The organism is Actinosynnema sp. NPDC002837 (genome assembly GCF_040295345.1).
Lineage (GTDB): Bacteria > Actinomycetota > Actinomycetes > Mycobacteriales > Pseudonocardiaceae > Actinosynnema.
On sequence record NZ_JBEOVG010000015.1, the window covers coordinates 67,207 to 93,180 of the forward strand.

The window sequence follows — 25,974 nt, forward strand, 5'->3', positions numbered from 1 at the left end:
CATGCCGGGTGCGCATTCTGATCTCGACCTGGGGCTGGCGCTCGCACTTCTACTGCCTGGTGCCGTTGGCGTGGGCGCTGCAGGCCGCCGGGCACGAGGTGCTGGTGGCCACCCAACCCGGGCTCGCGCCGGTCGTGGACGAGGCCGGCCTGGTCGCCGTGCCGCTGGGTCCGCACCTGGACTTCGAGGCCGTGTTCACCGACCGGATCGGCAAGGTCGGTGGCGGCACCGGCGCGCCCGATCCGGACGGTCCGACGATCACCCCGGACGGCGGTGTGGTTCAGATGGCCGACGCCTGGGTGGACGACCTGGTCGCGTTCGGACGGTCCTTCCGGCCGGACCTCCTCCTGTGGGAGCCGTTCAACCTCGCCGCGGCCGTGGCGGCGGCCGTGCTGGACGTGCCCGGCGCGCAGGTCCTGTGGGGACCGGACCACGGCTCCACGCTGGCGTGGGACCACGAGGGCGTCTTCGGCCCGCTGGCACGCCGCTTCGGGATCACGTCGTCGGACGTGCGCGTGGCGGGCGGCCTGATGATCGACCCCGTGCCCGCGCCGCTCCAGGTTCCGCTGCCCGTGCCGAGCCTGCCGATGCGCTACCTGCCCTACAACGGCACCCACGTCCTCCCGCCGTGGCTGCACGAACCGCCGAGCCGCCCGCGCGTGTGCGTCACCGGCGGCACGGTCGCCGGGCCGGGGCTGTCCGAGCGGGCCGATCTCGCGGACGTCATCCGCGCCGTGGCCGACCTGGGCGCGGACGTGGTCGTCGCCGTGGCCAAGGCGCACCGCGACGCGCTGCCCCCGTTGCCCGACACGGTGCGGGTGGCCGACGCGCCCCTCGCGCTGCGCCTGGCGCTGCCCGGCAGCGCGGCGTTCGTCCAGCACGGCGGTGCGGGCACGATGATGACCGCCCTCGTCCACGGTGTGCCGCAACTGATCCTGCCGCAGGTCGGCGACGAGCACTTCAACGGCGAACGCCTGCTGGTGTCCGGCGCGGGCCTGGTGCTGGAGGAGCCCGACGTCGCGTCGGTGCGCGACAGCGTCGCCGCGCTGATGGACGGTGGGCCGTGGCGGGAGGCCGCCGAACTGCTGCGCGACCGCATCCACGCCATGCCCACCCCCGCCCAGGTGGTCGACCAGCTCGTTGCCTACGCCGAAGGACGCCACCCGTGATCCGCTTCCCGCTCCCGCCCGCGCCGTCGCTGCACCACCCGTCGCCGGAGTACGCGCGCCTGCGCGCCGAGGACCCGGTGCCGCGGGTGGAACTGCCCGACGGCACCCTCGCCTACCTCGCGACCCGGCACGCGGACGTCCGGAAAGTCTTCAGCGACCCCAGGTTCAGCCGTGCCGCGGCCACCGGGCCGAAGGGTCCGGAGTGGGAACTGGGATCGCTGGCCGACGACTCGCTGCTGGGCATGGACCCGCCCCTGCACACCAAGGTCCGCCGCGTGGTCGGCAGCGCCTTCACCGCACGCCGCGTCGAGGACCTGCGCGCGACGGTGGCCGGGCTCGTGGACGGCATGATCGACCGCCTCGAACAGGCCGGCCCCGGCGCGGACCTGAGCGCGCACGTGTCCGCGCCGCTGCCCATCGCCGTGATCAGCGGGCTGTTCGGCGTGGCCGACGAGGAGCAGGACCGGGTCAAGGAGTGGTCGGACGCGCTGGTCGGCGATTGGCGGGCCGACCCGGGCCCGCCGCGCGCGGCGCTGGCCGCGTTCGGGGAGCTGATCGGGAAGCGGCGCGCGAACCCCGGCGACGACCTGATGAGCGCCTTGGTCGCCGCGTGGGACCGGGAGGACTCGCTGTCCGAGCGGGAACTCGTCTCCGTCACCGCCGGGCTGCTCGCCGGCGGCCACGAGTCGACCACCAACCAGATCAACCTGTTCGTCACCGTCCTGTCGAGCCACCCCGACCAGCTCGCCGCCCTGCGCGGCGACGACCCGCACGCCGTCGCGGTGGCCGTGGAGGAGCTGACCCGCTACATCCAGCTCGGCGAGAGCGGCATCCTGATGCCCCGGGTCACCCTCGAGGACATCGACCTGGGCGGGGTCCCGGTGCCGGCGGGCTCGGTCGTGCTGCCCGCCGTGGTGTCGGCCAACCGCGACGAGTCGGTGTTCCCGGACGCCGACCGGCTCGACCTCACCCGCTCCCCCAACCCGCACATCGCCTACGGCGCCGGCCCGCACCACTGCATCGGCGCTTCGCTGGCCCGCATGGAGCTCCAGGAGGCGCTGGGCGGACTGCTGCGCCGGCTGCCCGGCCTCCGCCTGGCCGTGCCGGAGTCGGAGCTGCGCCTCAAGCCCGGCCTGGTGGTCAGGAGCTTCCGGGAGCTGCCGGTGACGTGGGGCCGATAGCGGGCGCGGTCGGGTCGAACGCGGCCGCCAGCGCCACCTCCTCGACCGCGTGGAGCATCGTCTCCACCTGGTCGGTGGTGAGCACGGCCATGTCGAACACCATCTGGAGGTGGATCGTGCCGGGGCGGTCCTCGACGCTGATGAACAGCTGGTCGGGCATCGCGTCGAGGTGGCCGTCCCAGGACAGGAACGTCCGGGGCAGCTCGGCCCGCACCCGCTCCTCGGTCACGGGCTCGCCGTCGGTCAGCTCCTCGGCGTCCGGGCGGGTGCTGAACCTCAGGTCGCTGATGCGGCAGGTGACCGCGGCCGGGTGGCCGCGTTCGGCGTCGAGGCGGTCGACCAGGCGGTCGAGCTGGTCGGGGTCGTAGTAGGCGCGCATCCACGCCGCCGTCGCCGCGTGCCGGGTCCGCGCCACCACCTCGTCCACCGTGCCGCGCAAGTCCAGCGTCACCACCGAGTTCTGGCTCAGCGTGCCGATCACGTCGGCGAAGCCCGGCCGGAACCGGTTGCTGACGATGACGTTGGTGGTGAGCGGGTCCACGCCCGTGGCGCGGCCGATCGCGATGGCCAGCACGGCCAGCAGCACCCGCGCGGTGTCGGTGCGCGTGCGGCGGGCGATGGCCAGCACGGCCAGGTGGGCGGCGGAGGACCTGAACCGGCCGTGCCAGTAGCGGTGCCCGAGCCGCCCTTCCGGGTACTTCGGCTCCCCGAACGTCGCGCGCGGCAGGTCCCGGAGTTGGCGCTCCCAGTAGCGCATCGCGCCGTCGCTGGTGCGCCGCGCCTCGGGCGTCTGCTCGCGGCGCGCGAGGTCCAGCGCGGTGACGGCGTCGGGGGCCGGCCGGCGGTCGGCCAGCTCGCCGACGCCCAGGCCGGTCATCAGCAGCAGCGTGCCCGTGCCGTCGGCGACGAGGTGGTTGACCGCGAACACCAGGTGCGCCGCCTGGCCGCGGTGCTCCAGCACCGCCAGCCGGACCAGCCACGGGGTGTGGCCGTCGAACGGGGTCATCATCCACTCGAACCAGATCTTGTGGCTGTGCCCCAAAACCTCAGCGGGGTCCACGTCGTCGTCGAAGGCGGTCACCTCGACGTCGATCTCGCCGGATTCCACGACCACCTGGCACGGCTCGCCGTCGTCGCCGACGCCGAGCCTCATCCGCAGCGCGGGGTGGCGGCACATCATCGCGCCCAGCCGGGCCGCCAGGTCCGCGACGGTCACGCCCTCGGGCAACGGGTGCGCGCCGCTGTTGTTGTGCGGCCAGCCGGTCGCGCGCATGTCGCGCATGATCGCCTTCTGGCCCCACGTCAGGGGCGCGGTGCCCGCGCCGGGTCCGGAGAACGGGACGGTGACTCGGCGCTCACGCATCGGCGCGCCCGAGGATCACGCTGACGTTGTGGCCGCCGAAGCCGAACGAGTTGGACATGACGGTGCGCGCGGGCGCGGCGAGGGCCTTGTCCCGGACGTGGTTCAGGTCCATCGACGGGTCCGGCTCGTCCAGGTTGTGCGTCGGGGGCAGCAGCCCGTGCCGCAGCGCGGCGATGCCGATGGCCGCCTCCACCACGCCGGACGCGCCGAGCATGTGCCCGGTGACGCCCTTGGTCGAGCTCACCGGCGGCATGGCGCCGCCGAACACGCTCGTGATGGCCTTGGCCTCCGCGGCGTCACCGGCTTTGGTGGCGGTGCCGTGTGCGTTGAGGTAGTCGACGTCCGCGGTGGTCAGGCCCGCGTCGCGCAGGGCGATCTCCATGCTGGCCGCGGCGCTGGAGCCGTCCGGGCGCGGTGTGGTGGGGTGGTAGGCGTCGTTCGTCGCGCCCCAGCCCAGCACGTCGGCGTGCGCGGACGCGCCGCGCGCCCGCGCGAACCCCGGCCGCTCCAGCACCAGCACGCCCGCGGCCTCGCCGAGCACCAGGCCGTTGCGGCGGCGGTCGAACGGCCGGCTCGCGGTCGCCGGGTCGGGCCAGCCCTTGGCCAGGGCCAGGGCGTTGCCGAAGGCGTCGGCGAAGGTCGGGAACAGCGGAGCCTCCGAACAGCCGCACACCACCACGTCCGCCTCGCCGGCGCGCAGGATGCGCAGCGCCTCCCCGATGGACTGGCCGCCGGCCGCGCAAGCCGTGCCGACCGACGAGGTGTAGCCGCGGATCCCGAACTTGATCGCGGTGCGCGCGGCGGCCATGTTGGGCAGCACGCCGGGCAGCATGAACGGGCTGACGCCCAGCCGTCCCCGCCGCGACCGCTGCACCGCCTGGTCGGCCAGCGTGTCCAGCCCGCCGACGCCCGACACCACAACGGCGACCCGGTAGGGGTCCACGTCACGGCCCACTTCGAGGCCCGCGTCCGCCAACGCGTCCTCGGCCGCCCGCAGCGCCATCACGATCGACCGGTCCACGAGCCGCGCTTCCTTGGCCGGGATCACGCTGTCCGCGGCGATCGGCGGGGCGAACGCGGCGACGTCCACGACGCCGCGCAACACGTGGTCCTCCGGTGGAGCGGACAGCCCGGAGCGGCCCGCGCAGACGGCGTCGAACACCTCGTCCACCGCCGTGCCGACCGGCGTGACGAGCCCGATGCCGGTGACGGCGGCCCGCGCGGTCACGTCGCGGCCGAGGTGCTGATCCGCTGGGCGACAACGGCGCAGAACTCGCCGACGGTCAGGCCGGCGAAGGACTCGGCCTCCTCGACCTCGAAGCGCACCCCGTACCGGTCCTCCACCCGCAGGGCGAGTTCGGCCAGGGCCAGCGACTCCAGGTCGGCGCCCGCGGGGCCGAGCACGGTGTCCTCGTCGATCCCGTCGGTGCTGTACTTCATCTCGGTGAGCGACTCCAGCAGGAAGTCGCGGATCTCAGCGGTCATCGTCCACGCGCCCTTTCCCGGCCGGTGAAGGGAGAGTTTTTGCCATCAGGTCCCGGCCGTCAAGCAACCGTTCGCCGAACCGACGCTATGGACCGCGCTCGCTTCGGGACCGCAGAATGTGCGGCATGGCGACGACCGCGCTGGACCTGGTGACCGGCGTCGGCGCGCCGCCGCCCTCGGCCGCCGTCGTGCCGCCCGGCGGTGGCGCGCTGACCTACGGCGAGCTGTCCGACCTGGTGGAGCAGGTCGGAACCGCGTTGCGGCACAACGAGAAGGCCCTCGTGCTGTGCGCGGGCGACCGCGACCTGCCCACCGTGCTGACCTATCTCGCCGCACTGCGGTTGGGCCACACGGTCGCATTCCTTCCCGCGACCGCCGAGGTCTTGTCCGCCTACCGGCCCGATTTCGTCGTCCCGGCGCCCGGCGCGCACGACGACCTGACGGCCGCCGGCTACCGGCCGACCGGCGAATCCCCGGTCGGCGCAACGGTCTTCCGCCGCACCTCCGGCGGTCCGCTCACCCCGATCTCCGACGAGACGGCCCTCCTGCTCACGACTTCGGGGACTACGGGAAGCCCGAAGGCGGTTCGGCTGTCGTACTCGGCGATCGCCGACAACTCCCGTGCGATCGTGGACGCCCTGGGCATCACCGCGGCCGAGCGCGCCGCCACCACGTTGCCGATCACCCACGCCTACGGGCTTTCCGTGCTCAACAGCCACCTGATCGCCGGGGCGAGCGTGGTGCTGTCCGACAGCCCGCCGCTGGCGCTCGCGACGTGGGACCGGCTGGCCCGCACGGGCGTGACGTCGTTGGCGGCCGTGCCGACCACCTACGCGGCGTTCGGGCCGGCGCACGTGAACCTCCTGGAGCGCACGGCGATCCGCACGATGACCCAGGCGGGCGCACGGCTGCCCGACGAGCTGACCACCCGGTTGGCGGGGATGATGCGGCGGCGCGGCGGCCGGTTCTTCACGATGTACGGGCAGACCGAGGCGACGTCCCGGATGGCCGTGCTCGACCCGGCCGACCTGCCCGAGCGCCTCGGTTCGGTCGGACGGGCCGTGCCGGGCGGCGTCTTCACCATCGCCCCCGGCCCACCGCACGCCCGGGCCGTCCCCGGCGAGGGCGCGGTGCGCTACCGGGGGCCGGGCGTGATGCTGGGCTACGCGTCGTGCCGGGAGGACCTGGCCCGGGGCGCCGAAGTGGACGTGCTGGACACCGGCGACCTGGGCTACCTGCATGCCGGCTACCTGTACCTGACCGGCCGCACCAAGCGCATCGCCAAGGTGCTCGGCGTCCGCACGAGCCTGGACGACCTGGAGCGCCTGGTGGAACGGCCGGAGCACCCCACCGCGGTGCTCGCCGACGACGACGTGGTCTACCTCGTCGGCGCGGGCGACTCCGCCGTTCACGAGCGGCAGCGACGGCACTTGGCCGATTCGCTCGGCGTGCCGAGCCGGCACGTTGTCCTCCGGCAGGTCGACCGATTACCGCGCACGCCCGGCGGGAAGGTCGACTACCCGGCACTGGCCGAAGTCATCGGGAGGTCCGGCGGTGGAGCTGAGCAGTTGGCGTCGACTGTCCGACCGGGGACCTGACCTGGTGCTGTGCCTCGACTTCCCCGGCGGGAGGGCGTCCGCGGGCTTCCCCGACCTGGCGGCCTCGTCGACCGTCGACGCCTCCTTCCTCCACGTGGGACGGATCGGCGCGGGCCCGCTGGACGAGGCGGTCGCCCGGTGGGCGGACGAGGCCCTGGCGGGTGGCGGCGCCGTTCGCGCCGTCCTGGGCTACTGCGCCGGCGCGTCGCTGGCCACCTGCGTGGCCGACGCGGTGGCCGAGCGGCAACCCGCTCCGCGGGTCCTGCTGTTCGACGCCGCGCGGACCGGCGCGGGCTCCCTGGCGGGCGAGTTCAGCGGCATCGTCCACGCCTCCGCCGAGCACCTGACCGAGCAGGAGCTGGAGGACGCCCAGACCCTCGCCGACACCCTGGTCGAGGAGCACCCCGACGACCTGCCCCGCGTGGCCGACGCCCTGGCCGCGCGTTACGACGACTTGATGCGGTCGGTCGCCGGCCGCCTGTCGCTCGACGACTACTTCCGCGGCGAACTGGTCAAGGGCTTCCGCACCTACATGGACTACCTGCTCCTGGCCTCCGGGGGCCGCTTCGAGCTGAAGGCGGGCGAGCCCTTGTTCGTGCACTCCCGGGACTACCCGCTGCCGGTGGACGACGACGTCCACCTGACCGTGTTCGACGTGGAGCACGAGGAGCTGCTGCGCGACGACGAGGTCCGCGCCCACGTGACCGCCCACCTGAGAGGAGTGCCGGCATGACCCCGTCCCGGGTTACCGAGCTGCTGCAGTCGCACCCCGGCGTCGGCCGGGTGGAGGTGGCGGTCGTGCGCCACGACGGGCGCGACGTCGTCGTGGCCGCGGTGGAGCCCACCGAGTACCTGAGCGGCACGGTGCTGCGCAACCACGTCCGGCAGCAGCTGGACGGCCCGGTCGGCGTGCTGGTCGTGGACTCCCTGCCGGTGACCCCCGACGACCTCGCCGCCGCCCTGGCCGACGGCCGCTGCACCCTGTTCGAGGACCCGCGCGACGACGTCGAGCGCCGCGTCGCCGCCATCTGGGCGGAGCAGCTCGACGTGCGCGCGGTGGGGGCCACCGACGACTTCCTGGAGCTGGGCGGCGATTCGCTGTCCGCCCTGGGCATCATCTCCGCCGTCGAGGCCGAGTTCGACCGCCCCGTCGACGTCTACGAGTTCATGACCGCGTCCAGCGTGCGCCGCCTGGCGGAAGTCCTCCGCCAACCATGAACCTCCCCGTACTCCGACGGATCGCCGACATCGCCCGCGACGCGCCCGAGCGCCCCGCCCTGATCGGCTTCGACGCCGACCTGGCGGAGGTGGCGCTGTCGTGGCGGGAGTTCGCCGACCGCGCCACGGCGACCGCGAGCCGGACGACCGGCCCGTACGCCGTCGTGGAGGCCGCCAACACCGTGGACGCGGCCGTCGCCATCGCCGCGGCCCTGGCGGCCGAGGTGCCGGTGTTCCCGCTCAACCCGGCGACGCCACCCGCCGAACGGGACGTCCTGCTGTCACAGCTGGAGTCCCGGTTCGTCCAGGAGGACCACGGCGTCGCCTACCTCCTGGCGACCGGCGCGAGCACGGGCATCCCGAAGATCGCCGCCCGCCCGGGCCCGCTGCGCCACGACCCGCGCCGGACACCGTCGTTGGCCATCCGGCAGACGGGGTGGCGCACCGGCCAGCGGCACCTCATCGTCGGCCCGCTCTACCACGCCGCGCCGTTCACGTCGTTCGTGGACGCGGTCCTCGACGCCAACACCGTGGTGCTGCAACGCTTCTTCGCGCCGCGGTGGACCGTCGACCTGATCCGCGAGCACGGCGTCGAGTGGGCGCAGCTGACCCCCGCGCACATGCGCGAGATCCTGGCGACCACCCCGGACCCGGCCCACTTCGACAGCCTGCGGGCGGTCCTGCACACCGCCGCCAAGTGCGACGACGACACCAAGCGCGGCTGGCTCGACCTGCTGGGCCCGGAGCGGGTCTTCGAGCTGTACGGCACGACCGAGGGCATCGGCGTGACCCTGGCCCGCGGCGACGAGTGGCTGGCCCGTCCCGGCACGGTGGGCCGCGGGGTCCTCACCCGGATCCGCATCCAGGACGACGCCGGGCGCCCGACCCCGCCGGGCACCCCCGGCACCGTCTACCTGCGCACCCCGGACGCGATCACCCGCGCCGACTACCTGGACCACCGGACCGTGCGCACCACGCCGGACGGGTTCGCCACCGTGGGCGACCGCGGCAGGCTCGACGAGGACGGCTACCTCTACCTGGAACCACGCGCGCACGACACGATCAACGTGGGCGGCGAGAAGGTGGACCCCGAGGAGGTCGAGGCGGCACTGCGCCACCACCACGCGGTGCTCGACGCGGTGGCGCTGGCCGTCCCCCACGACACCCTGGGATCGGTGGTGGGCGTGCACGTGGTCCTGCGGCCGGACAAGACGGCCCGCCGCGTCGAACTGGCCGCGCACTGCGGACGCCTGCTGGCGGGCTACAAGATCCCCAAGCACTTCACGTTCGTCGACCGACTCCCGCGCACGGCGGCCGGAAAGCTCCAGCGCTGGCGCCTGTCTCCCGACTCCGAGGGCGGTGCACCACCCCGATGAACACACCCGTCGACACCGACTACCACCGCCCCCGCGACCCGGTCGAGCTCTGGCTGTCCCGCGTCTGGCAGGACGTCCTCGGCTTCGGCGTGGGCATCAGGGAGAACTTCTTCGGCGTGGGCGGCAACTCCCTGGACGCGGCCCGCGTGATCAACGCGGTGCTCACCGGACTGGACGTCCGGCTACCGCTGAACGTCATGGCGGAACGCCCCACGGTCGAATCACTCGCCGCGACCCTGCGCGAGCACAACGGCCGCCTGGCGGGCCCCCTGGTGCCCGTCCAGGACGGCGACGGCACCCCGCTGTTCCTGATCCACCCCGACGACGGCCAGGTGGCCCGCTACGCCCGGCTCGCGCAGGACCTCGGCGAGGACCAGGCGGTGCACGGCCTCCAGGCACCCGGCCTGTACGACGACACGGCGTCGATCGACTCGGCGTCGATCGACTCGGTGCCGGCCCTGGCCCGTGCCTACGCCGACGCGATCCGGGCCGCTCACCCGTCCGGCCCCTACGTCCTGGGCGGTGCGGGCGCGGGCGCGGTGATCGCCTTCGAAGTCGCCGCCCTGCTCCCGGACGTGCGCCTGATCGCCGACCTCGACCCCCGCCTGGTCGAGGCCGAGCCCTCCGACCTCGCAGACCCGGAGCAGGCGCTGGCGGACTGGAAAGCACGCGACCTGGTCCCGCCCGACACGACAACGGCGTTCGTGGCACGGGTGACGCGGGTGCGCGAGGCGTTGGGCCGGGCCGTCGCCGCTTGGCGGCCGTCGCCGTCGGCCGCTCCGGTCGACGTCTTCGGCGAGACGGCGAACCCCTGGCCCGACGACGCCACCGTCCGCCGGCACCAGGCCGGCGACCTGACGACGGCGCTGCGGACGGCACTGCGATGAACGCGCCCACCCGGCCGCGGAAACGACGGGTGCGCCTGACCACCGTGCGCTCGGAGGCGGTCGAGTTCGCCGGTCTGAGCCACCGCGAAGGACCGCTGACGCTCGGGCAGCTCAACATCCAGCGCTGGCTGATGCGGACCCCGGACCACTTCCACGCCACCCTGGCCGTGGACCTGCCGGTGCCCCGGGACGTCCACGTGGCGGACGTGACCGCGGCCGTGGCGGTCCTGGTGGCCCGCCACGAAGGCCTGCGCACCTCGTACTCGGGCCGTGAGGATCCCCGGCAGACCGTGGCGGCGTCCGGGGTGGTCCCGGTGGTCGTCTGCTCGCTGGGCGACGGCACGTGGGGCGAATCCGACCAGCCCGCGGCGGCGTCAGCGCTCCTGCGCCGGCTCCAGGACGCGCCGGACGGCACGCGGCCCGCGGTGCGCCTGGTGGTGGCGGTGGCGCCGGAGCAGGACGACCTGGTGGTGGCCTGCGCCGCCGAGTTCTCCCACATGGCCGTGGACCGGGCGGCGATCGAGGTGCTCAAGCACGAGTTCCGGGAACTGACCGCCACCCCGTCACTCCGCGAGGTCGGCCCACCGCGTCGCCAACCGCTGGACCAGGTGGAGATCGAGGCCACCCCGCTGGAACGGCGCCGGGCACGGGCGGCGCTCGACCACATGGACTCGATGTCCCGCCGGACCCCGCGCGCGCTCTACCTGCTCCCCGGCGCCCGCGCCACCGGCGACTCGATGGCGGTGGAGATGTCGTCCCCGGCGGCGGGGCGGGCGCTGCGCCGGATCGCCGCCCGGACCAGGACGAGCCGCTCCAGCATCGTCCTGGCGGCGATCAGCGCCGTCCTGTCCCACCGCACCGGCTACCGGGAGCTGATCCTGCCCCTGCTGTCGGGCAACCGCTTCGACCGCGCCCTGACCGGGTACGTGGGGACCCTGGCCCAGGGCTGCCTGGCCGCCGTGGACGTGGTGGACCACGACTTCGACGCCCTGGTCAGGCACACCTGGACCGCCGTCCTGGAGTCCAGCAGGCACGGCCGGTACGACGCCGCGGCCCGGTCGGCGTCCGACGACCGGACCGCGCACGACCGCGGCCTGGTGTTCAACTACGACCCGCTGTTCAACAGCACGGTGCCGGAGTCGTGGTTCGGCCCCAACACCCCCTTCACCGGCCAAGCCCCCGCGCCTCCCACCCTCGACGAGACGACGATCCGCTGGCGCCCCACCCCCCGCAACGGCACCCCGCTGCGCTTCGGCCTGACCAGCGTCGAGCCCCACCTGGTCCTGGACGTCTGGACCGCCGACACCGGCCTGGTCCCGCACGAGGAGGTCGAGTCCCTGCTCTCGGCGGTGGAGCGCCTGCTCCTCGCCGCGGCGCGCGCGAACCTGACCCCCGCGGCGCAGCGGGAGGCGATAGCGCTACCGCCCATCGTCCGCCCCGACAACTGGCACTTCGTGGACAACTGCTGGGTGGACCTGACCGAGGTGCAGGCACTGCTGGACGACGCCCTCACGCCGTCCACCAGCCGAATCCTGCCCGCCGAGAACGGGATCCCGCTGGTGGCCCACCTGACCGCCACCCCCGAGGTCCACACGCCGGAGGAAGCCCACCTCCGCTGCATGGCCGCACTCCCCCGCTACCCCGCGGCCCTGACACCACGCCACTACGTGCTCCACGCCTCCGCTCTCAGCGACCCGCCGCTGACCTCCGGCACCGGCCGCTGACGCCGTCCGCGTTCACTCCGCGCTGGTGAACACCTCCGACGCGGCCTCGCGCACGTCCGGGTCGTCGTGCCGGCGCAGTCCGCGCAGCAGGTCGCGCCACTGCGCGGGCCACCCGGCGTCACGACCGGCGGCGGTCGTGATCGACAGGGCCATCGCGGGCGCGCCCTCGGCGACCAGGGTCCCGGCCACGTCCAGCAGCCGCGGCCGGGACACCCGCCGCAGCACGTGCGGGAGCACGTCCGCCAGTTCCCTGGCGGCCTGCCACGCGATGGTCGGCCGCACGGCCAGCCGTGCCACCTCGCGCAACGCGTCCAGTTCCGGGCCGGATTCCTCCCACGGGACGGCGACCACCGCGAGCTTGACCGCCCACGGCAGGCACCCGGCCGCGACGAGGTCCGGGACCAGGGCACGTGCGGCCGCACGCGATCCGTCCGAGTCACGCCTCTCGGCCAGCTGACCCACGAGCGCCGCGATCCGCTGCCGCGCGGGCAGGTCGCGGTCCTCCTCCGCGTCGAACCGGCCGAGCTGCGCGAGCAGCGCCGCGACCACGGCCCTCAGTGGCGTCACGTCGGCCGTCGTGGACTGCCGCACGAGAGCGACCAGCGCGTACCACCAGGTCGCCGTGTCGGCGAGGTCGGTCACGCGGCCGACCAGCAGCTCGGCGCCGCCCTCCGACCAGCGCGCCCAGTACGGCGCCGCGCCCAGCCCGAGCCGGGCGGTGTCCGGGTCGGGCGAGTCCGCGAGCACCCGCACCAGGTCCGCGTACCGGGCGCGGTGACGGCGCGGCACCGCGTCGGGCCACTGGACCACCGCGCCCGCCACGGCGTGCTCGTCGGCGACGGCCCGGGCCAGCAGCTCCCAGGCGGCCTCGTCGTCGAGGAACCACCGCGTCGCGGACACCAACGCGCGCCGCACGTCGCGATGGCCGTTCTCCCAAGCCCCGGCCAACGCCGCCACCGCGCCCGGCGTGCGGTGTTGCGCGATCAGCCGCACGGCTTCCTTGCGCGCGGTCACCTTCGGCCCTTCGAGCACGGGTGCGAGCAGCGCGCCGAGCCGGTCGGGCGAGGTGAACCGGGCGCAGCGGGTCATCGCGTACACGGCGACCCGCGCGCGGTCGGTGTCGACGTGCGCGAGCAGGTCCGGCAGCACGTCGGCGGGCTCGTCGGTCCACGCCAGCGCGGCCAGCGCCGCCTCCACCACCTGCACCTCGCCGTCGGCGAGGAACCCGCGCACCAGGTCGGCCGTGCCCGGCAGCCGGCCGAGCGCCCGCACGGCGCCGGCGCGTTCGTACGGGTTGGCGTGCCGGGACGTCCCGAGCGCGGCCAGCTCGGCGGCGAACGCGGTGACCTGGCGCGGCAGCCACCGGTCGAAGCACTGCCGGAACGGCGGCACGTACCGCACGCCCCGGCGCAGGAACCGGCCGTGCGGGGACCGGCCGATCACCCGGTCCAGCAGGTCGGTGCGGCGCAACGAGACCGCGGCCTGCACCGAGGGCAACGTGATGGTGGACGGGTCGTCCGCGAGCACGCGCTCCACCCGTGCGTCGCGCTGGTCGCGCGGCGCCAGCCACAGGTCGACCGCGCGCCGCACCACGCCGTCGTCCTCGGCCGACCGCGCCTGGTCCAGCAGGTCCTGCAGGCCCGGCACGTGCCAGGCGCGCCGGCCGAGACCCATGGCGAGCCCGAGCACGACCTCGAACCGGCCGCGCCGGGCGTCGGCGACCAGCCTCGGTCGCAGCGCCTCGAACACCGGGTGCTCGGCGCCGCGCGGCAGCGACCGGTCCAGCCCGTGCAGGTCGACCCACGGCAGGTGGGCGCCCAGGTGGGCCATCCCGGCCAAGCCCGCGTCGACGAGTTCGGGACGGCGGGACACCGCGCCCTGGCGGATCAGCGCCTCCGCCAGGTCGCGCACCCCGGACCGGGTCTGCCAGGAGCAGTCCCGGGCTTGGGTCGCATCGACCATCACCTTGGTGAACGCGTCGGCCTCGGCCGGGCGGAACAGCCACGCCGGCACGGCGGCGAGCGCGGTGATCGCGGCCGACCGCACCGGGTCCTGCTCGTTGGCGAGCCTGGTCAGGCCGGTGACGACACCGCCGAACACCTCCGGGTCGCGGGTGGCGGCGGCCGCGGCCAGGTACAGCGGGTACGCCTCGGCGCGTTCGTCGGCGGTGGCCCGGCGGGTCGCGGCGAGCAACGTGTCGCGGGCGTCCGGCCAGGCCAGGCGGGCGGTGACGGCGAGTCGGGAGCCGGGGTCGTCGGCGACCCGGCGCAGGGTCAGCAGCCGCCGGGCGACGGCGTGCCGTGCGGCGGAGGGCAGTTCGTCCACCGCGGTCAGCGGGACGTCCGGGCGGTCGCCGAACGCGCCGGCGAACACCGCCGCCCGCCGGGACGGCGCGATCGCGCGGAGGAACCGGGTCAGGTGCGGGCCGTGGAGCAGTCGGGCGACGGCGATCAGCTCCTCGTCGCCGGTCACGGCCAGCGCGCGCCACAGGGACCGCCGATCGGGCAGGTGCCCGGTGCGGCGGGGGTCGGCCAGCAGGCGGGCCACGCGCGCGGGCGCGTGCCGGGCGAGACCGCCGATCACGCCGTCGAACTGCCACGACAGCGGCGCGTGCGGCAGCACCCGGGCCAGCAGGTCGAGCACGCGGTCGGGCTCGGCGGGCGCGGCCCCGGCCACGGCCGCGCCGAAGCGGTGCCACACCGTCGGCCACTCCACCGGCGCGGTGGCGTCCAGCTCGGCGGTGACGAAGTCCAGCAGCACGGCCGGGTGCCGGCGGCCGAGCGAGGTCCAGTTGGTCACCGCGTGCTCCAGGTCGGGCAACGCCTCCGCGACCACGTCCGACGAGCAGACCGGGAGCAGGCCGACGGCCTCGTGGTCGCCGAACGCCGCGCGCACCACCGGCAGCAGCCGCTCGGCCAACGCGTGGCGCCCCTGGCGGCGCACGGCGGTGTAGAGGACCTGTCGCAGCGCGGTCGGCAGGTGCGGCAGCCGGGCCAGGAACACCTCGGCGGGCACGTCCAGCCGGATCGCCGCGCCGATCGCGTGGCGGACCACCGAGGTCTGCTCGGCCGAGAGGCATTGCTCGACGTGCTCGCGGTGACCCGCCACGTAGGCCAGGTGCAACGCCGTCCGCCGTTCGAACTCGCCCCGTTCCGCCAGCTCGCTCACCAGCGCGGCCAACCCGGTCGAGCCGGCCGCCTCGCGGGCGGTGCGGGCGAGGAGGCGTTGACGCGCGCCGTACGGCAGCGGGTCGAGGGCCTTGAGCAAGCGTCGCGCGGTGGTCACGGCCGGATTCTGGTCAACGGGCGGACGGTCCGCCACCGGATTCGGAGAATGACCCGGAAATAGTTTGACGGCACCCCGGGCCGATCGGCACGATGGGTCCACACCGAGCCGAGGAGCGGACATGACGAACACGCGTCGACGCCGTCCGGGCAGCCCGTGCTCCCCGCCGTGACCTGTTGAAAGGTCCGGTCCAGGGAGCCGCCCGTCGGGGAACCGACCAGGGCGGCTTTCTCTTTTCGCGCACCGCGAAAAAGGGAATCGGAAGACCGGGGACGCCATTGTCGGCGACCGCGGAGAAGTGCCGCACGACCAGGCCCCCATAGCTCAGCAGGACAGAGCGCGCCGCTACGAACGGCGAGGTCCCAGGTTCGACTCCTGGTGGGGGCGCCGCTGGAACCCAGTGCCACCGCGTCTCGCCGGGACGAGCCCGGCGGGGCGCGGTCGGCGGTTCCAGACCAGCACCGCCTTCGCGCGCGGCGGGCGAGAATAGCCGCGCAGAGCATTCCCGGTTACCCGGAATGGGCCTTCGGTGACACATATGTGAACCCGTTCGTCGAATAGGGCGGCCACATATGTGAACCTCGAACCGGGGCCGCCACGGGCCGTTGACACGCCGGAAACATGCGCTACGGTGCGATCAGAGAGCGCTTTCCCGATAACCCCTGCACTCACCCCTCATACGGGAGAGGAAATAGCCATGCCCACATCTTCCGGGAACCGGCGCGCCCTGCTGAAGGTCGTCGTGGCCGCCGCGCTGGCCACGACCGCGGCCACCGCGCCCGGCGCCGCGCCGGCGTTGGCCGCGACCACCGCGGACGGGTTCGCCTCGGTGAACGCACTGGGACAGAACGGCACCACCGGCGGCGCGGGCGGCGCCGTCGTCACGGCCACCACCACGGCGCAGTTCCTGGACTACATCTCCCGGCCGGAACCACTGGTCGTGCAGGTCAAGGGCACGATCACGCTGCCGACCGGCACCAGCGACGGCATGCACCCCGTCGCCTCCGACAAGACGATCACCGGTCTGGGCTCCGACGCGCGGCTCGTCGGCGGCGGGCTCACCATCGGCCTGCCGGTGGACGACGACGTCACCACGCCCCCGGCCAACGCCGTGCACAACATCATCATCCGCAACCTCGCCCTCTCCGGCGCCACGGACGACCTGATCAACGTGCAGATGTTCAGCCACCACATCTGGATCGACCACAACGACTTCTCCGACGGCGACGACGGCGCGGTCGACATCAAACGGGGCAGCGATTTCGTCACCGTCTCCTGGAACAGGTTCCACGACCACGACAAGACGCTGCTGCTCGGGCACGACGACGACAACGGCGCGCAGGACATCGGTCGCCTGCGGGTCACCTACCACCACAACTACTTCGACGGCTCCGACCAGCGCAACCCGCGCGTCCGGTTCGGCGAGTCCGTGCACGTCTACAACAACTACTACCGCGACAACAGCTACGGCGTGGCCTCGGCGATGAACGCGGGCGTGGTGCTGGAGGGCAACTACTTCTTCAGCGTCAACAACCCCGGCCGGGTCGACTTCAGCGGCGACCTGGGCCGGATCGTCGCCCGCGACAACATCCTCGTCGAGTGCAACCACGAGATCGAACTCCGCGGCTCCGTGGTCGAGCCGCGCACGTACTACGGCTACACCCTCCACCGCGCCGCCGAAGTCCCCACGATCGTGCCCGCCGGTGCGGGCACCGGTCGCAGCTGACAGGAGCACCGACCATGAGCGACATCAGCAGGCGCAGCCTCCTCACCGGCGCCGCCGCGACGGCCCTCACCGCCGTCACCGCGCGTGCCGCGACCGCCGAACCCGTCCGCACCAGCCCGGTCACCACGAGCCCGGTGTGGGCGGCGCCGTTCCAGACCGCCGACGGGTTCGCCGGCACGAACTCCCTCGGCCAGAACGGCACCACCGGCGGCGTCGGCGGACCCGTGGTCACCGTGCGGGACACCGAGACATTCCTGGACTACTGCGACCGCAACGAAGCCTACGTGATCCAGGTCGACGGGATCATGACGTTCAGCAGCAAGCAGGGCCTGCGGTCCAACAAGACCGTCATCGGCCTGCCCGGCGCGGAGATCCGAGGTGGCGGCCTCGACATGTACCGCCGGCAGAACGTCATCATCCGCAACCTCAAGTTCACCGGCGCGGACGACGACGCGATCAGCATCCAGCAGTCCTCCCACCACATCTGGATCGACCACTGCGACTTCAGCGGCGGCGCGGACGGCCTGATCGACATCGTCCGGGGCGCCGACTTCATCACCGTGTCGTGGAACGACTTCCACGACCACAGCAAGACCGCGCTGCTCGGCCACTCCGACTCCAACGCGGGCCAGGACACGGGCAAGCTGCGCGTCACGTTCCACCACAACTACTTCAACGCCACCGAGCAGCGGCACCCGCGCGTCCGCTTCGGCGAGCCGATCCACGTCTACAACAACTACTTCCGCGACAACCGCCTGTACGGGGTCGCGTCCACGGAGAACGCCGGCGTGCTGGTGGAGGCCAACTACTTCGAGAACGTGCCGCACCCGATCTACTCCGGCTACGACGAGAGCGGACCGGGACGCGTGGTGCAGCGCAACAACGTCTTCGTCAACTCCGGCACGCCGCAGACCCTCGGCACGGTGGTCGAACCGCGGACCTACTACGCCTACACCCCCGACAACCCGTCGACCCTGCCCACCACCGTCCCCGCCGGTGTCGGCGTCGGCCGGATCTGACCCCAGGAGGACCAGGACCATGAGCGCCATCAACCGTCGTCGGCTGCTCGCCGGGACGGCACTCGCCGCCGTGGCCGCCGCCGTGCCACGCGCCGCCTGGGCCGGAGTCGGCCCGCTGGACGCCGCCAACGGGTTCGCCGGGGTCGACGCGCTGGGCCAGAACGGCACCACCGGCGGCGCGGGCGGCCAGGCGGTCACCGTGACCACGGCCGCCGCCCTCGCCGACTACGTCGGCCGCAAGGAGCCGTACGTCATCTCGGTGTCCGGCCGGATCCAGACCGGCGACGAGATGCTGACCGTCGTCGCGAACAAGACCATCGTCGGCGTCGGCTCCACCGCCGAGATCACCGGCGGCGGGCTGCAACTCGGCTCCACCACCCGCCCGGGCAACAACGTGATCATCCGCAACCTGCGGTTCACCGACGCCTCGGACGACTCGATCAGCGTCACCAACTCCGCGCACCACGTGTGGATCGACCACTGCGACCTGTCCGACGGCTACGACGGCCTGCTGGACATCAAGCGCAACTCCGACTACGTCACCGTGTCGTGGAACCACTTCCACCACCACAGCAAGGCCGCCCTGCTCGGCCACTCCGACACCTACACCACCGACAAGGGCAAGCTGCGCGTCACCTACCACCACAACTTCTTCGACGGCACGGACCAGCGCCACCCGCGCGTGCGCTTCGGCGAGCCCGTGCACGTCTACAACAACTACTACCGGGGCAACTCGCTCTACGGTGTCGCGTCCACCATGGACGCCGGCGTCGTGGTCGAGGGCAACTACTTCGAGAACGTCGCCTACCCGGTCCTGTCCGGCTACGACAAGAGCGGGCCGGGACGCGTGGTGGAGCGCAACAACATCTACGCGGGCTCGGGCGCGCCGGAGACGCTCGGCTCCGTCGTGGAGCCGCGCACCTACTACAGCTACACGGTGGACGACCCCGCGTCCGTGCCGCGCATCGTCACGGCGGGCGCCGGTGTCGGTCGCGTGCAGGGGGTGGCGCGGTGAAGAGGAGCACCGCGGTCGCGCTCGCCGCGACGGTGATGGGCAGCCTGGCCGTCGCCACACCGGTGACCGCCGCTCCGGCGGTCACCGCGGACACCGCGCCGATCGGGTTCGCCGCCGTCAACGCCCTCGGCCAGAACGGCACCACCGGCGGCGCGGGCGGCCCCGAGGTCACCGTGTCCACCGCCGCCGACCTCATCGCCGCGATCAAGGCGACCGGGCCACGCGTGGTGCGGGTGCAGGGCATGATCACGCTGCCGGCCGGCATGCACGACGTGAGCTCGGACAAGACCATCGTGGGCGTCGGCGCGGCGTCGGGCGTCACCGGCGGCGGGTTCACCATCGGCCTGCCGGTGAGCGAGACGACCACGCCCCCGGCGGGCGCCGTGCACAACGTGATCATCCGCAACCTGGTGTTCCGCAACGCCACTGACGACTCGATCAACGTCCAGATGTTCAGCCACCACGTCTGGATCGACCACAACGACCTCTCCCGCGGCTACGACGGGCTCATCGACATCAAGCGCGGGTCCAGCTACGTCACGGTGTCGTGGAACCACGTGCACGACCACGCCAAGAACATGCTGCTCGGGCACTCCGACAGCAACGGCGCGCAGGACACCGGTCACCTGAAGGTCTCCTACCACCACAACTTCTTCGACAAGACCTCGCAGCGCAACCCGCGCACCCGGTTCGGCAACCCCGTGCACATCTTCAACAACTACTTCCTCGACAACAGCGACACCGGCCCCGCGTGCCAGGCCCAGTCCGGCTGCTGGATCGAGGGCAACTACTTCGACGACGTCGAAGAGCCCATGACCAACAGCTACTCCGGGCCCAAGGGCAACATCGTCGAGCGGAACAACGTCTACGTGAACAGCGGCAAGCCGGTCGTCGGCGGCACCGTCACCGACCCGCGCACCTACTACCAGTACACCCTCGACCCGCCCGCCGACGTGAAGGCGCTCGTCACCCAGGGCGCCGGCACCGGCAAGGTCTGACCCGACACGTCACGCGGAGCGGTGGAAGGTGTTCCGCGCCCACCCCTGCCCGGATGGGCGCGGAACGGTCATCCGGTTACTGGAAGATGACGTCGCTGCAGAAGTAGTACGACTGATCCGAGTGGCTGGCCTGCCAGATCGCGTAGACCACGTGGCGGCCGGTGCGGCTGCCCGCGTTCACCGCGACCCGGTAGTGGTCCGACGGCGCGTAGCGGCCCGTGGTGGCGACCAGTTCCAGGTGGTTCCAGCCCAACGGCGTGGTGGTCGCGTCGTAACCCTGCCGCGACACGTACACCCGCAGGTAGTCCGCGCCGTGCCGGGCCTGGTCCCAGATGTCGAGCGTGAACTGCCGCGGCTTGGTCACGGCCTTCCACTGACCCGGGTTGTCCAGCGCCGCGTAGCGCATGCCACCGGTCCGGCCGCCGCTGCACAGCTGGCCGTTGGGGATGGCGCCCTGGTGGTTGCCCGCGACACCTTCGCGGTACAGGCCGTTCCAATTCCACATGGCGGTGGTGTCGGCCTGCCACGCCTGCCAGCACATCGGGTCCTGCTGGGCCATCGTCGGGTTCTGGAAATCGCTGCCCCACCGCTGCCAGCAGCCGTAGTTGCGCGACGGCGGGTCGACGGTCGACCCGTGCGCCTGGGCGACGCCGGTCATCATGCTCGCCATGAGCCCGGCGACGACCGCGACCGTCGCGAAGGCCTTGACGAGCAAACTCTTGTTCGCAGGGACGGATATGAGCGCCACTCTCTCCTCCTCGTTGAGGACAACCATGTTGGTAGTGACCATGGGTGGGCTGGGAGCGCTCCCAAATCGCACTGTAACCAAGCGTGCGCGGAAATGGGAAGTGGTGGCGGACAAGGCGTTCGCATTCGACGCGCATTCGACCGCAATTCGACGAAACGCCCTCCCGACGGCTGTCGGGAGGGCGTTTCGGGCGAGCCTGCCGGCGCTACAGCACGGACAGGTCGACGGCTTCGGCCATCGCCCGGTAGCCCGCGTCGTTCGGGTGCAGCCGGTCGCCGCTGTCGTAGGCGGGCCGCAACGCGTCCGGGTCCGCCGGGTCGGCCATCGCGCGGTCGAAGTCGACCACCGCGTCGAACTCGCCGGAGGTGCGGATCCAGGCGTTCACCTCGTCCCGCACCGCCTCGCCCGCCTCGGTGTGGTACGCGGCGCCCTTGAACGGCAGGAGCGTGCCGCCGACGACCCGCACGCCCCTCGCGTGCGCCTTGCCGATCAGCTCCCGGTAGCCCTCGATCAGCTCGGCCGCCGTGACCACCGGGTTCGGCGTGGTGCAGTCGATCGACAACTGGCTGAACCCGATGTCGTTGATGCCCTCCAGCAGGATCACCGTGCGCACGTCCGGCTGCGCCAGCGCGTCGCGCTCGAACCGCGCCGTCGCCTTCTCGCCGAAGCACGACGAGTCGTTGAGCACGCGGTTGCCGCCGATGCCCGCGTTCACCACGCCGCGCCGCCCGCCCAGCCGCTCCGCCAGCTCGTCCGGGTAGCGGTTGTCGCCGTCCACAGTGGACGCCGTGCCGTCCGTGATGGAGTCGCCGAACGCCACCACGACCTCGCGCCGCGGCGTGAGGTCGACGACCTCGACGGCGTTGAGGTAGAACCACGACGACGACGTCTCGGTGAAGGCGTCCGCCGCCGCGTCGGCCCGGTGGTCGCCGGACGCCCGCCAGCTCGTCGCGCTCGCGAACGCGTGCCCGGTGGCGGGCCCCGTCCTCCCCGCCAGGTACAGCGTCACGGTGACCTGGCTCAGCGGCGGCACGGCCAGCGGCGCGAGGTCGCCGACCGCCTCACCGCCGACCGGCACCGTCACCGAGCGCCGACCGTCGAACGTCAGGTGCCGCACCGTGTTCGGCCGCAACGCCGCGCCCTGCGCCGTCCGGGCGATCGTCGCGCCGGTCACGACCAGCGGGGACGTGCCGTAGGCGTTGGAGAGCCTGATCCGCACCGCCGCGCCGCCGTCGCTGGTCCGCACCACCTGGCGGACGGTGTGGTCGTCGAACCCGACCGTTCCCCAACTCGGCCCGAACACGTCGGTCGGCGCGTGCGGCGAGGCGGCCCACGTCGCGTTCCACCCGACGCCCGGCGCACCGACCGAACCCGCCGCCCCGCCCGGGACCAGTGCCAGTCCCAGCACGGCGACCAGCGCCACCGCAAGTTTCCTCATCCTCGTGCCCCCCGGTCACTCACTTGTCCGTTCGGCGACCACCGTAGCGCTCGACCCCGACAAAACTCTCCGACCAGCACCGACGGGCGGCGGTGACTACTTGACGAAGTCTTGACGATCGCCCGGCGGCCGTCTTAAGGTCCGGCATCTCGAAAATTGCCGGATCAATGACGAAACTTTCGAACGCCGCCGTCGTAGTCGTCCGAGAAAGCGAAGACCGCCATGAAGTCGATCCGCCTCGTCACCGCCGCGCTCGCCGCGGTGGCGTTGACCTCTCCGCTGGCCCTCGTGGCCGCGGCCTCTCCCGACACGGGTGAGCTGTCCGCGGGCCACGCGAAGAAGGACAGCCTCCGCTGGGTGGCGCCCAAGGGGTTCTACATCGGCACCGCCGCAGCCGGTGGCGGCCACCACGAGGACCAGCCCTACCCGGACCCGTTCACCAAGGACCTCGAGTACCGCTCCGTGCTGGCCAAGGAGTTCAGCTCGGTGTCCGCCGAGAACCAGATGAAGTGGGAGTACATCCACCCGGAGCGCGACCGCTACAACTTCGGGATGGCCGACGCCATCGTGAAGTTCGCGCAGCGCAACCGCCAGGTGGTCCGCGGGCACACGCTCCTGTGGCACAGCCAGAACCCGGCGTGGCTCGAGCAGGGCGACTTCTCCGCCGAGGAGCTCCGCGAGATCCTGCGCGAGCACATCACCACCGTGGTCGGCCGCTACAAGGGCAAGATCCAGCAGTGGGACGTGGCCAACGAGATCTTCACCGAGACCGGCGCGCTGCGCACCACCGAGAACATCTGGATCCGCGAGCTCGGCCCCGGCATCATCGCGGACGCGTTCCGCTGGGCGCACGAGGCCGACCCCAAGGCCGACCTGTACTTCAACGACTACGGCGTGGAGAGCGTCAACGCCAAGAGCAACGCCTACCTCGCGTTGATCAAGGACTTGCAGGCGCAGGGCGTGCCGGTGCACGGCTTCTCCGCCCAGTCGCACCTCAGCACCCGGTACGGCTTCCCCGGCGACCTGGAGACGAACCTGAAGCGGTTCGCCGACCTCGGTCTCGGCACCGCCATCACCGAGCTGGACGTGCGGATGGACCTGCCGGCGGACGGCAAGCCGACCGCGGAGATGCTGGCCAAGCAGGCCGACTACTACAACCGGACGCTCGTCGCGTGCCTCAACGTGGAGGGCTGTGACTCCTTCACGATCTGGGGCTTCACCGACAAGTACTCCTGGGTGCCGGTGTTCTTCGCCGGCGAGGGCGCGGCGACCGTGATGTGGGAGGACTTCTCCCGCAAGCCCGCCTACGACGTCATGCAGTGCACGCTGGCCAAGGAGTCGGTCGAGCGCGGCGAGCGCCACCCGCACCTGCCGGCCTGCGCCAAGTAGGTCCCGACGCACGTTCCACCGCGTCACCGCAAGCCGTCGGCCCCCGTCCGGACCCCGAGTCCGGGCGGGGGCCGATCACCACTTCACCGATCACCAGGTCACGGGTCGGCGCGCCACGGATCAGCCGCCGAACGCGATCACCGCGCAGGACGTGGCCAGCGCCAGGCACAGCGGCGAGTAGACCCGCAGGTCGAGCCGGGCGAACTCGGTCGACCTCCGGGACGAGACGGCGAGGCCGCCCGCTCCCCGCAGCAGGAACACCGCCGCCACGCCCGCCGTGCCCACCGCCGTCAGCCACGCCGGTCCGGGCACGCCCACCAGGCCCGCCCGGCCGACCACGAGGTACGCGGCCACGCCGAGCAGCACGGCCACCGCGAGCGTGAGGCCCGCCGAGGGCAGCTCCTCCGGCGGCACGTCCACCACCCGCCGGGCGAACTCCTCCCGGCTCCGCAACGGCCACGGCGAGAAGACCCACAGCACGTGCAACGCGCCCACGAGCACCAGCACACCCGCCGTGAGCAGGGCCAACACCGTCATACGACACCCCCGTACGCTTGCGTATGGTCGCAGCTACCGCACGCTAGCGCACGGAAGCTGAGGGACCGTGACGCAAGCCACGGCGAGGCGGGAACACCGAGCGCCCACCGACCGTTGGAACACTCGGTCGGTGCGGTCCGTGTCCCCGGGCCTCACCAAGCGCCTTCGCGGAATACCGTTCGGCTGGAGCCGCGTCGAGCCACTCGCCGAGAGGCGACCGCCGCGCCGACCCTCACACTTCCACCAGACCGGTGACGTCCCGGAGCACCCCGCGGACGTGGTCGTCGCCGGCGAGCGTGCCGTAGAGCAGCGTCAGCGAGGCGTCGGTGATCCCGCAGTAGTCGGACACCCCCGCCCGCAGCTGCCGGTCGAGCACGTCGTCCATGCCACGCTCGGCGAACGTCTCCCGCGTCTCGCCCGCCAGCCCGATCCACCGCATCCGCTTGCCGGCCAGTCGGGGACGACCGCGGCCGTAGGCGAAGCCGTAGTTCCACACCCGGTCGACCCAGCCCTTGAGGATCGCGGGCGGCCCGAACCACCAGACCGGGAACACCACGAGCAGCAGGTCCGCCGCCTCGATCCGGGCCATGTGCTCCCGGACCGGCGCCGAGTACACCTTGTCCCGGTCGGCCCAGTCGGGCTCGTCCTCGGCCGTCATGCGCGGGTCGAACCCCTCGGCGTGCAGGTCGAGCAGGTCCACCTCGACGCCGTGCGCGATCAGGTGGTCCACCAGCCTCGACGCCACCTGGGACGTGAGCGAGTCGGCGCGCGGGTGGGCCACCACCACAAGTGCCTTCACCGCGCGTCCAGGCGGACGAGCATCTTGCCGGTGTTGGCGCCGCGCAGCACGCCGAGGAACGCCTCCGGCGCCTTCTCCAGCCCGTCGTACACGGTCTCCTCGGTGCGCAGCCCGCCGTCCGCCAGCCACCCGGCGACACGCCCGACGTACTCGGGGAACCGGTCCAGGTAGGAGCTGACCACCATGCCGCGCAGGCTGAGCTGCTTGGTCGCGGCCGGGTACAAGTTCGGCCCGGGCACGGGTCCGGTCGCGTTGTACTGGCTGATCGCGCCGACCAGCGCGATCCGGCCGCCGTCGCGCATCGCCCCGATGGCCGCCTCCAGGTGGTCACCGCCGACGAGGTCGACGTAGACGTCGACGCCGTCCGGCGCGGCCGACGCCAGCTGGTCGGCGACGGCACCGGCCCGGTAGTCCAGCGCGGCGTCGAACCCGAAGTCCTCCACCAGCTTCCCGGCCTTCGCGGGCCCGCCCGCCGAGCCGATGACCCGCGACGCGCCGAGCCGCCTGGCGAGCTGCCCCGCGACACTGCCGACCGCGCCCGCGGCGGCGGACACGAAGACCACGTCACCGGGCCGCACGGGCGCGATCTCGGTCAGGCTCACGTACGCGGTGAGCCCCGGCGTGCCGAGCACGCCCAGGTAGGCGGACGCGGGCGCGATCGCGGTGTCCACGACGGTCGCGGCCGACGCGTCGACGACGGCGTGCTCGCGCCACCCGAGGAAGTGGACCACGGTCGCGCCGACCGGCACGGCGTCCGACCTCGACGCGACGACCTCGCCGACCGCGCCGCCCTCCAGCGCCGCCCCGAGCCGGAACGGCGGGATGTAGGACTCTGCGTCGTCCATCCGACCGCGCATGTACGGGTCGACCGACATCCACGTGTTGCGCACGAGCACCTGGCCGTCGTCCAACGCGGGCAGCTCGACGGTCGCGAGCGTGAAGTTCTCCGGTGTGGGCGCGCCGACCGGACGTGACGCGAGCCGGATCTCCCGGGTGGTGGTGATGATCGTCATGATGTG

At 72.9% G+C, this 25,974-nt stretch carries 22 protein-coding genes and 1 tRNA gene; 14 read left to right on the forward strand and 9 right to left on the reverse strand.

The window, feature by feature from the left end:
- The first annotated feature begins 8 nt into the window (after positions 1-8).
- Positions 9-1,169: a nucleotide disphospho-sugar-binding domain-containing protein gene (locus tag ABTZ99_RS14020; protein ID WP_499611415.1), complete on the forward strand. Its 1,161-nt coding sequence runs from the start codon at positions 9-11 to the stop codon at positions 1,167-1,169.
- Entirely contained in the window at positions 1,166-2,350 is a 1,185-nt protein-coding gene (locus ABTZ99_RS14025; RefSeq protein ID WP_499611417.1) for a cytochrome P450, read from the forward strand. The genes ABTZ99_RS14020 and ABTZ99_RS14025 overlap by 4 nt, the downstream gene beginning before the upstream one ends.
- Here ABTZ99_RS14025 and ABTZ99_RS14030 read toward each other — a convergent pair.
- The 3 genes from ABTZ99_RS14030 to ABTZ99_RS14040 are packed head-to-tail and all read right to left on the reverse strand — an operon-like array spanning position 2,310 to position 5,198.
- Complete coding sequence (locus ABTZ99_RS14030; protein WP_498780316.1) at positions 2,310-3,713, reverse strand: condensation domain-containing protein; 1,404 nt, start codon at positions 3,711-3,713, stop codon at positions 2,310-2,312. The genes ABTZ99_RS14025 and ABTZ99_RS14030 overlap by 41 nt on opposite strands.
- A complete protein-coding gene (locus ABTZ99_RS14035; RefSeq protein WP_499611419.1) occupies positions 3,706-4,941 on the reverse strand; it encodes a beta-ketoacyl-[acyl-carrier-protein] synthase family protein in 1,236 nt (411 codons plus the stop codon). Before ABTZ99_RS14035 ends, ABTZ99_RS14030 begins: the two co-directional genes overlap by 8 nt.
- Positions 4,938-5,198, reverse strand: a complete 261-nt coding sequence (locus ABTZ99_RS14040) for an acyl carrier protein (protein WP_498780319.1) — start codon at positions 5,196-5,198, stop codon at positions 4,938-4,940. The genes ABTZ99_RS14035 and ABTZ99_RS14040 overlap by 4 nt, the downstream gene beginning before the upstream one ends.
- A gap of 125 nt (positions 5,199-5,323) precedes the next feature.
- Between ABTZ99_RS14040 and ABTZ99_RS14045 the strand changes: the two genes are divergently transcribed.
- From ABTZ99_RS14045 to ABTZ99_RS14070, 6 genes are read left to right on the forward strand one after another with little or no spacing between them, the layout of a single operon-like run.
- Complete coding sequence (locus ABTZ99_RS14045; RefSeq protein ID WP_499611422.1) at positions 5,324-6,796, forward strand: AMP-binding protein; 1,473 nt, start codon at positions 5,324-5,326, stop codon at positions 6,794-6,796.
- Positions 6,753-7,529, forward strand: a complete 777-nt coding sequence (locus ABTZ99_RS14050; protein WP_499611424.1) for a hypothetical protein — start codon at positions 6,753-6,755, stop codon at positions 7,527-7,529. The genes ABTZ99_RS14045 and ABTZ99_RS14050 overlap by 44 nt, the downstream gene beginning before the upstream one ends.
- Positions 7,526-8,014: a phosphopantetheine-binding protein gene (locus ABTZ99_RS14055; protein WP_498780322.1), complete on the forward strand. Its 489-nt coding sequence runs from the start codon at positions 7,526-7,528 to the stop codon at positions 8,012-8,014. Before ABTZ99_RS14050 ends, ABTZ99_RS14055 begins: the two co-directional genes overlap by 4 nt.
- Entirely contained in the window at positions 8,011-9,390 is a 1,380-nt protein-coding gene (locus ABTZ99_RS14060) for an AMP-binding protein (protein WP_499611426.1), read from the forward strand. Before ABTZ99_RS14055 ends, ABTZ99_RS14060 begins: the two co-directional genes overlap by 4 nt.
- Positions 9,387-10,277, forward strand: coding sequence for a thioesterase domain-containing protein (locus ABTZ99_RS14065; RefSeq protein ID WP_499611429.1), 891 nt, complete (start codon positions 9,387-9,389; stop codon positions 10,275-10,277). The genes ABTZ99_RS14060 and ABTZ99_RS14065 overlap by 4 nt, the downstream gene beginning before the upstream one ends.
- Entirely contained in the window at positions 10,274-12,001 is a 1,728-nt protein-coding gene (locus ABTZ99_RS14070) for a condensation domain-containing protein (protein ID WP_499611431.1), read from the forward strand. Before ABTZ99_RS14065 ends, ABTZ99_RS14070 begins: the two co-directional genes overlap by 4 nt.
- Positions 12,002-12,013: 12 nt before the next feature.
- On the opposite strand, the gene ABTZ99_RS14075 is transcribed toward ABTZ99_RS14070, so the two are convergent.
- Complete coding sequence (locus ABTZ99_RS14075; protein WP_499611433.1) at positions 12,014-15,286, reverse strand: hypothetical protein; 3,273 nt, start codon at positions 15,284-15,286, stop codon at positions 12,014-12,016.
- A gap of 313 nt (positions 15,287-15,599) precedes the next feature.
- On the opposite strand from ABTZ99_RS14075, the gene ABTZ99_RS14080 reads away from it, so the two are divergent.
- The 5 genes from ABTZ99_RS14080 to ABTZ99_RS14100 all read left to right on the forward strand — a co-directional run bounded on the left by ABTZ99_RS14080 (position 15,600) and on the right by ABTZ99_RS14100 (position 20,044).
- Positions 15,600-15,673 (forward strand) — tRNA-Arg (locus tag ABTZ99_RS14080).
- A 310-nt stretch (positions 15,674-15,983) separates the two neighbouring features.
- On the forward strand, positions 15,984-17,012 hold the full coding sequence (locus tag ABTZ99_RS14085; protein WP_498780328.1) for a pectate lyase family protein: 1,029 nt from the start codon (positions 15,984-15,986) through the stop codon (positions 17,010-17,012).
- A 14-nt stretch (positions 17,013-17,026) separates the two neighbouring features.
- On the forward strand, positions 17,027-18,031 hold the full coding sequence (locus ABTZ99_RS14090) for a pectate lyase family protein (protein WP_499611437.1): 1,005 nt from the start codon (positions 17,027-17,029) through the stop codon (positions 18,029-18,031).
- Positions 18,032-18,050: 19 nt separating this feature from the next.
- The gene (locus ABTZ99_RS14095; RefSeq protein ID WP_499611439.1) at positions 18,051-19,046 is read left to right on the forward strand and encodes a pectate lyase family protein; all 996 of its coding nucleotides are present in this window, start codon (positions 18,051-18,053) and stop codon (positions 19,044-19,046) included.
- Positions 19,043-20,044, forward strand: coding sequence for a pectate lyase family protein (locus ABTZ99_RS14100; protein WP_499611442.1), 1,002 nt, complete (start codon positions 19,043-19,045; stop codon positions 20,042-20,044). Before ABTZ99_RS14095 ends, ABTZ99_RS14100 begins: the two co-directional genes overlap by 4 nt.
- Before the next feature lie 76 nt (positions 20,045-20,120).
- Here the strand turns inward: ABTZ99_RS14100 and ABTZ99_RS14105 are convergent, their stop codons facing one another.
- Both ABTZ99_RS14105 and ABTZ99_RS14110 read right to left on the reverse strand, forming a co-directional pair.
- Positions 20,121-20,792, reverse strand: coding sequence for a lytic polysaccharide monooxygenase auxiliary activity family 9 protein (locus ABTZ99_RS14105; protein WP_498780335.1), 672 nt, complete (start codon positions 20,790-20,792; stop codon positions 20,121-20,123).
- A 205-nt stretch (positions 20,793-20,997) separates the two neighbouring features.
- Positions 20,998-22,230 carry an SGNH/GDSL hydrolase family protein gene (locus tag ABTZ99_RS14110; protein ID WP_499611445.1) on the reverse strand — a complete coding sequence of 411 codons (1,233 nt, stop codon included), beginning with the start codon at positions 22,228-22,230 and terminating at the stop codon, positions 20,998-21,000.
- A gap of 222 nt (positions 22,231-22,452) precedes the next feature.
- Here ABTZ99_RS14110 and ABTZ99_RS14115 point away from each other — a divergent pair, with 222 nt between their 5' ends.
- Entirely contained in the window at positions 22,453-23,619 is a 1,167-nt protein-coding gene (locus tag ABTZ99_RS14115; RefSeq protein WP_498780339.1) for an endo-1,4-beta-xylanase, read from the forward strand.
- 120 nt (positions 23,620-23,739) lie between these two features.
- Here the strand turns inward: ABTZ99_RS14115 and ABTZ99_RS14120 are convergent, their stop codons facing one another.
- The 3 genes from ABTZ99_RS14120 to ABTZ99_RS14130 all read right to left on the reverse strand — a co-directional run bounded on the left by ABTZ99_RS14120 (position 23,740) and on the right by ABTZ99_RS14130 (position 25,968).
- Entirely contained in the window at positions 23,740-24,156 is a 417-nt protein-coding gene (locus tag ABTZ99_RS14120) for a DUF3995 domain-containing protein (RefSeq protein ID WP_498780341.1), read from the reverse strand.
- 232 nt (positions 24,157-24,388) lie between these two features.
- On the reverse strand, positions 24,389-24,955 hold the full coding sequence (locus tag ABTZ99_RS14125) for an NAD(P)H oxidoreductase (protein WP_498780343.1): 567 nt from the start codon (positions 24,953-24,955) through the stop codon (positions 24,389-24,391).
- Complete coding sequence (locus tag ABTZ99_RS14130; RefSeq protein WP_498780344.1) at positions 24,952-25,968, reverse strand: NADP-dependent oxidoreductase; 1,017 nt, start codon at positions 25,966-25,968, stop codon at positions 24,952-24,954. Before ABTZ99_RS14130 ends, ABTZ99_RS14125 begins: the two co-directional genes overlap by 4 nt.
- Positions 25,969-25,974: the final 6 nt, after the last annotated feature.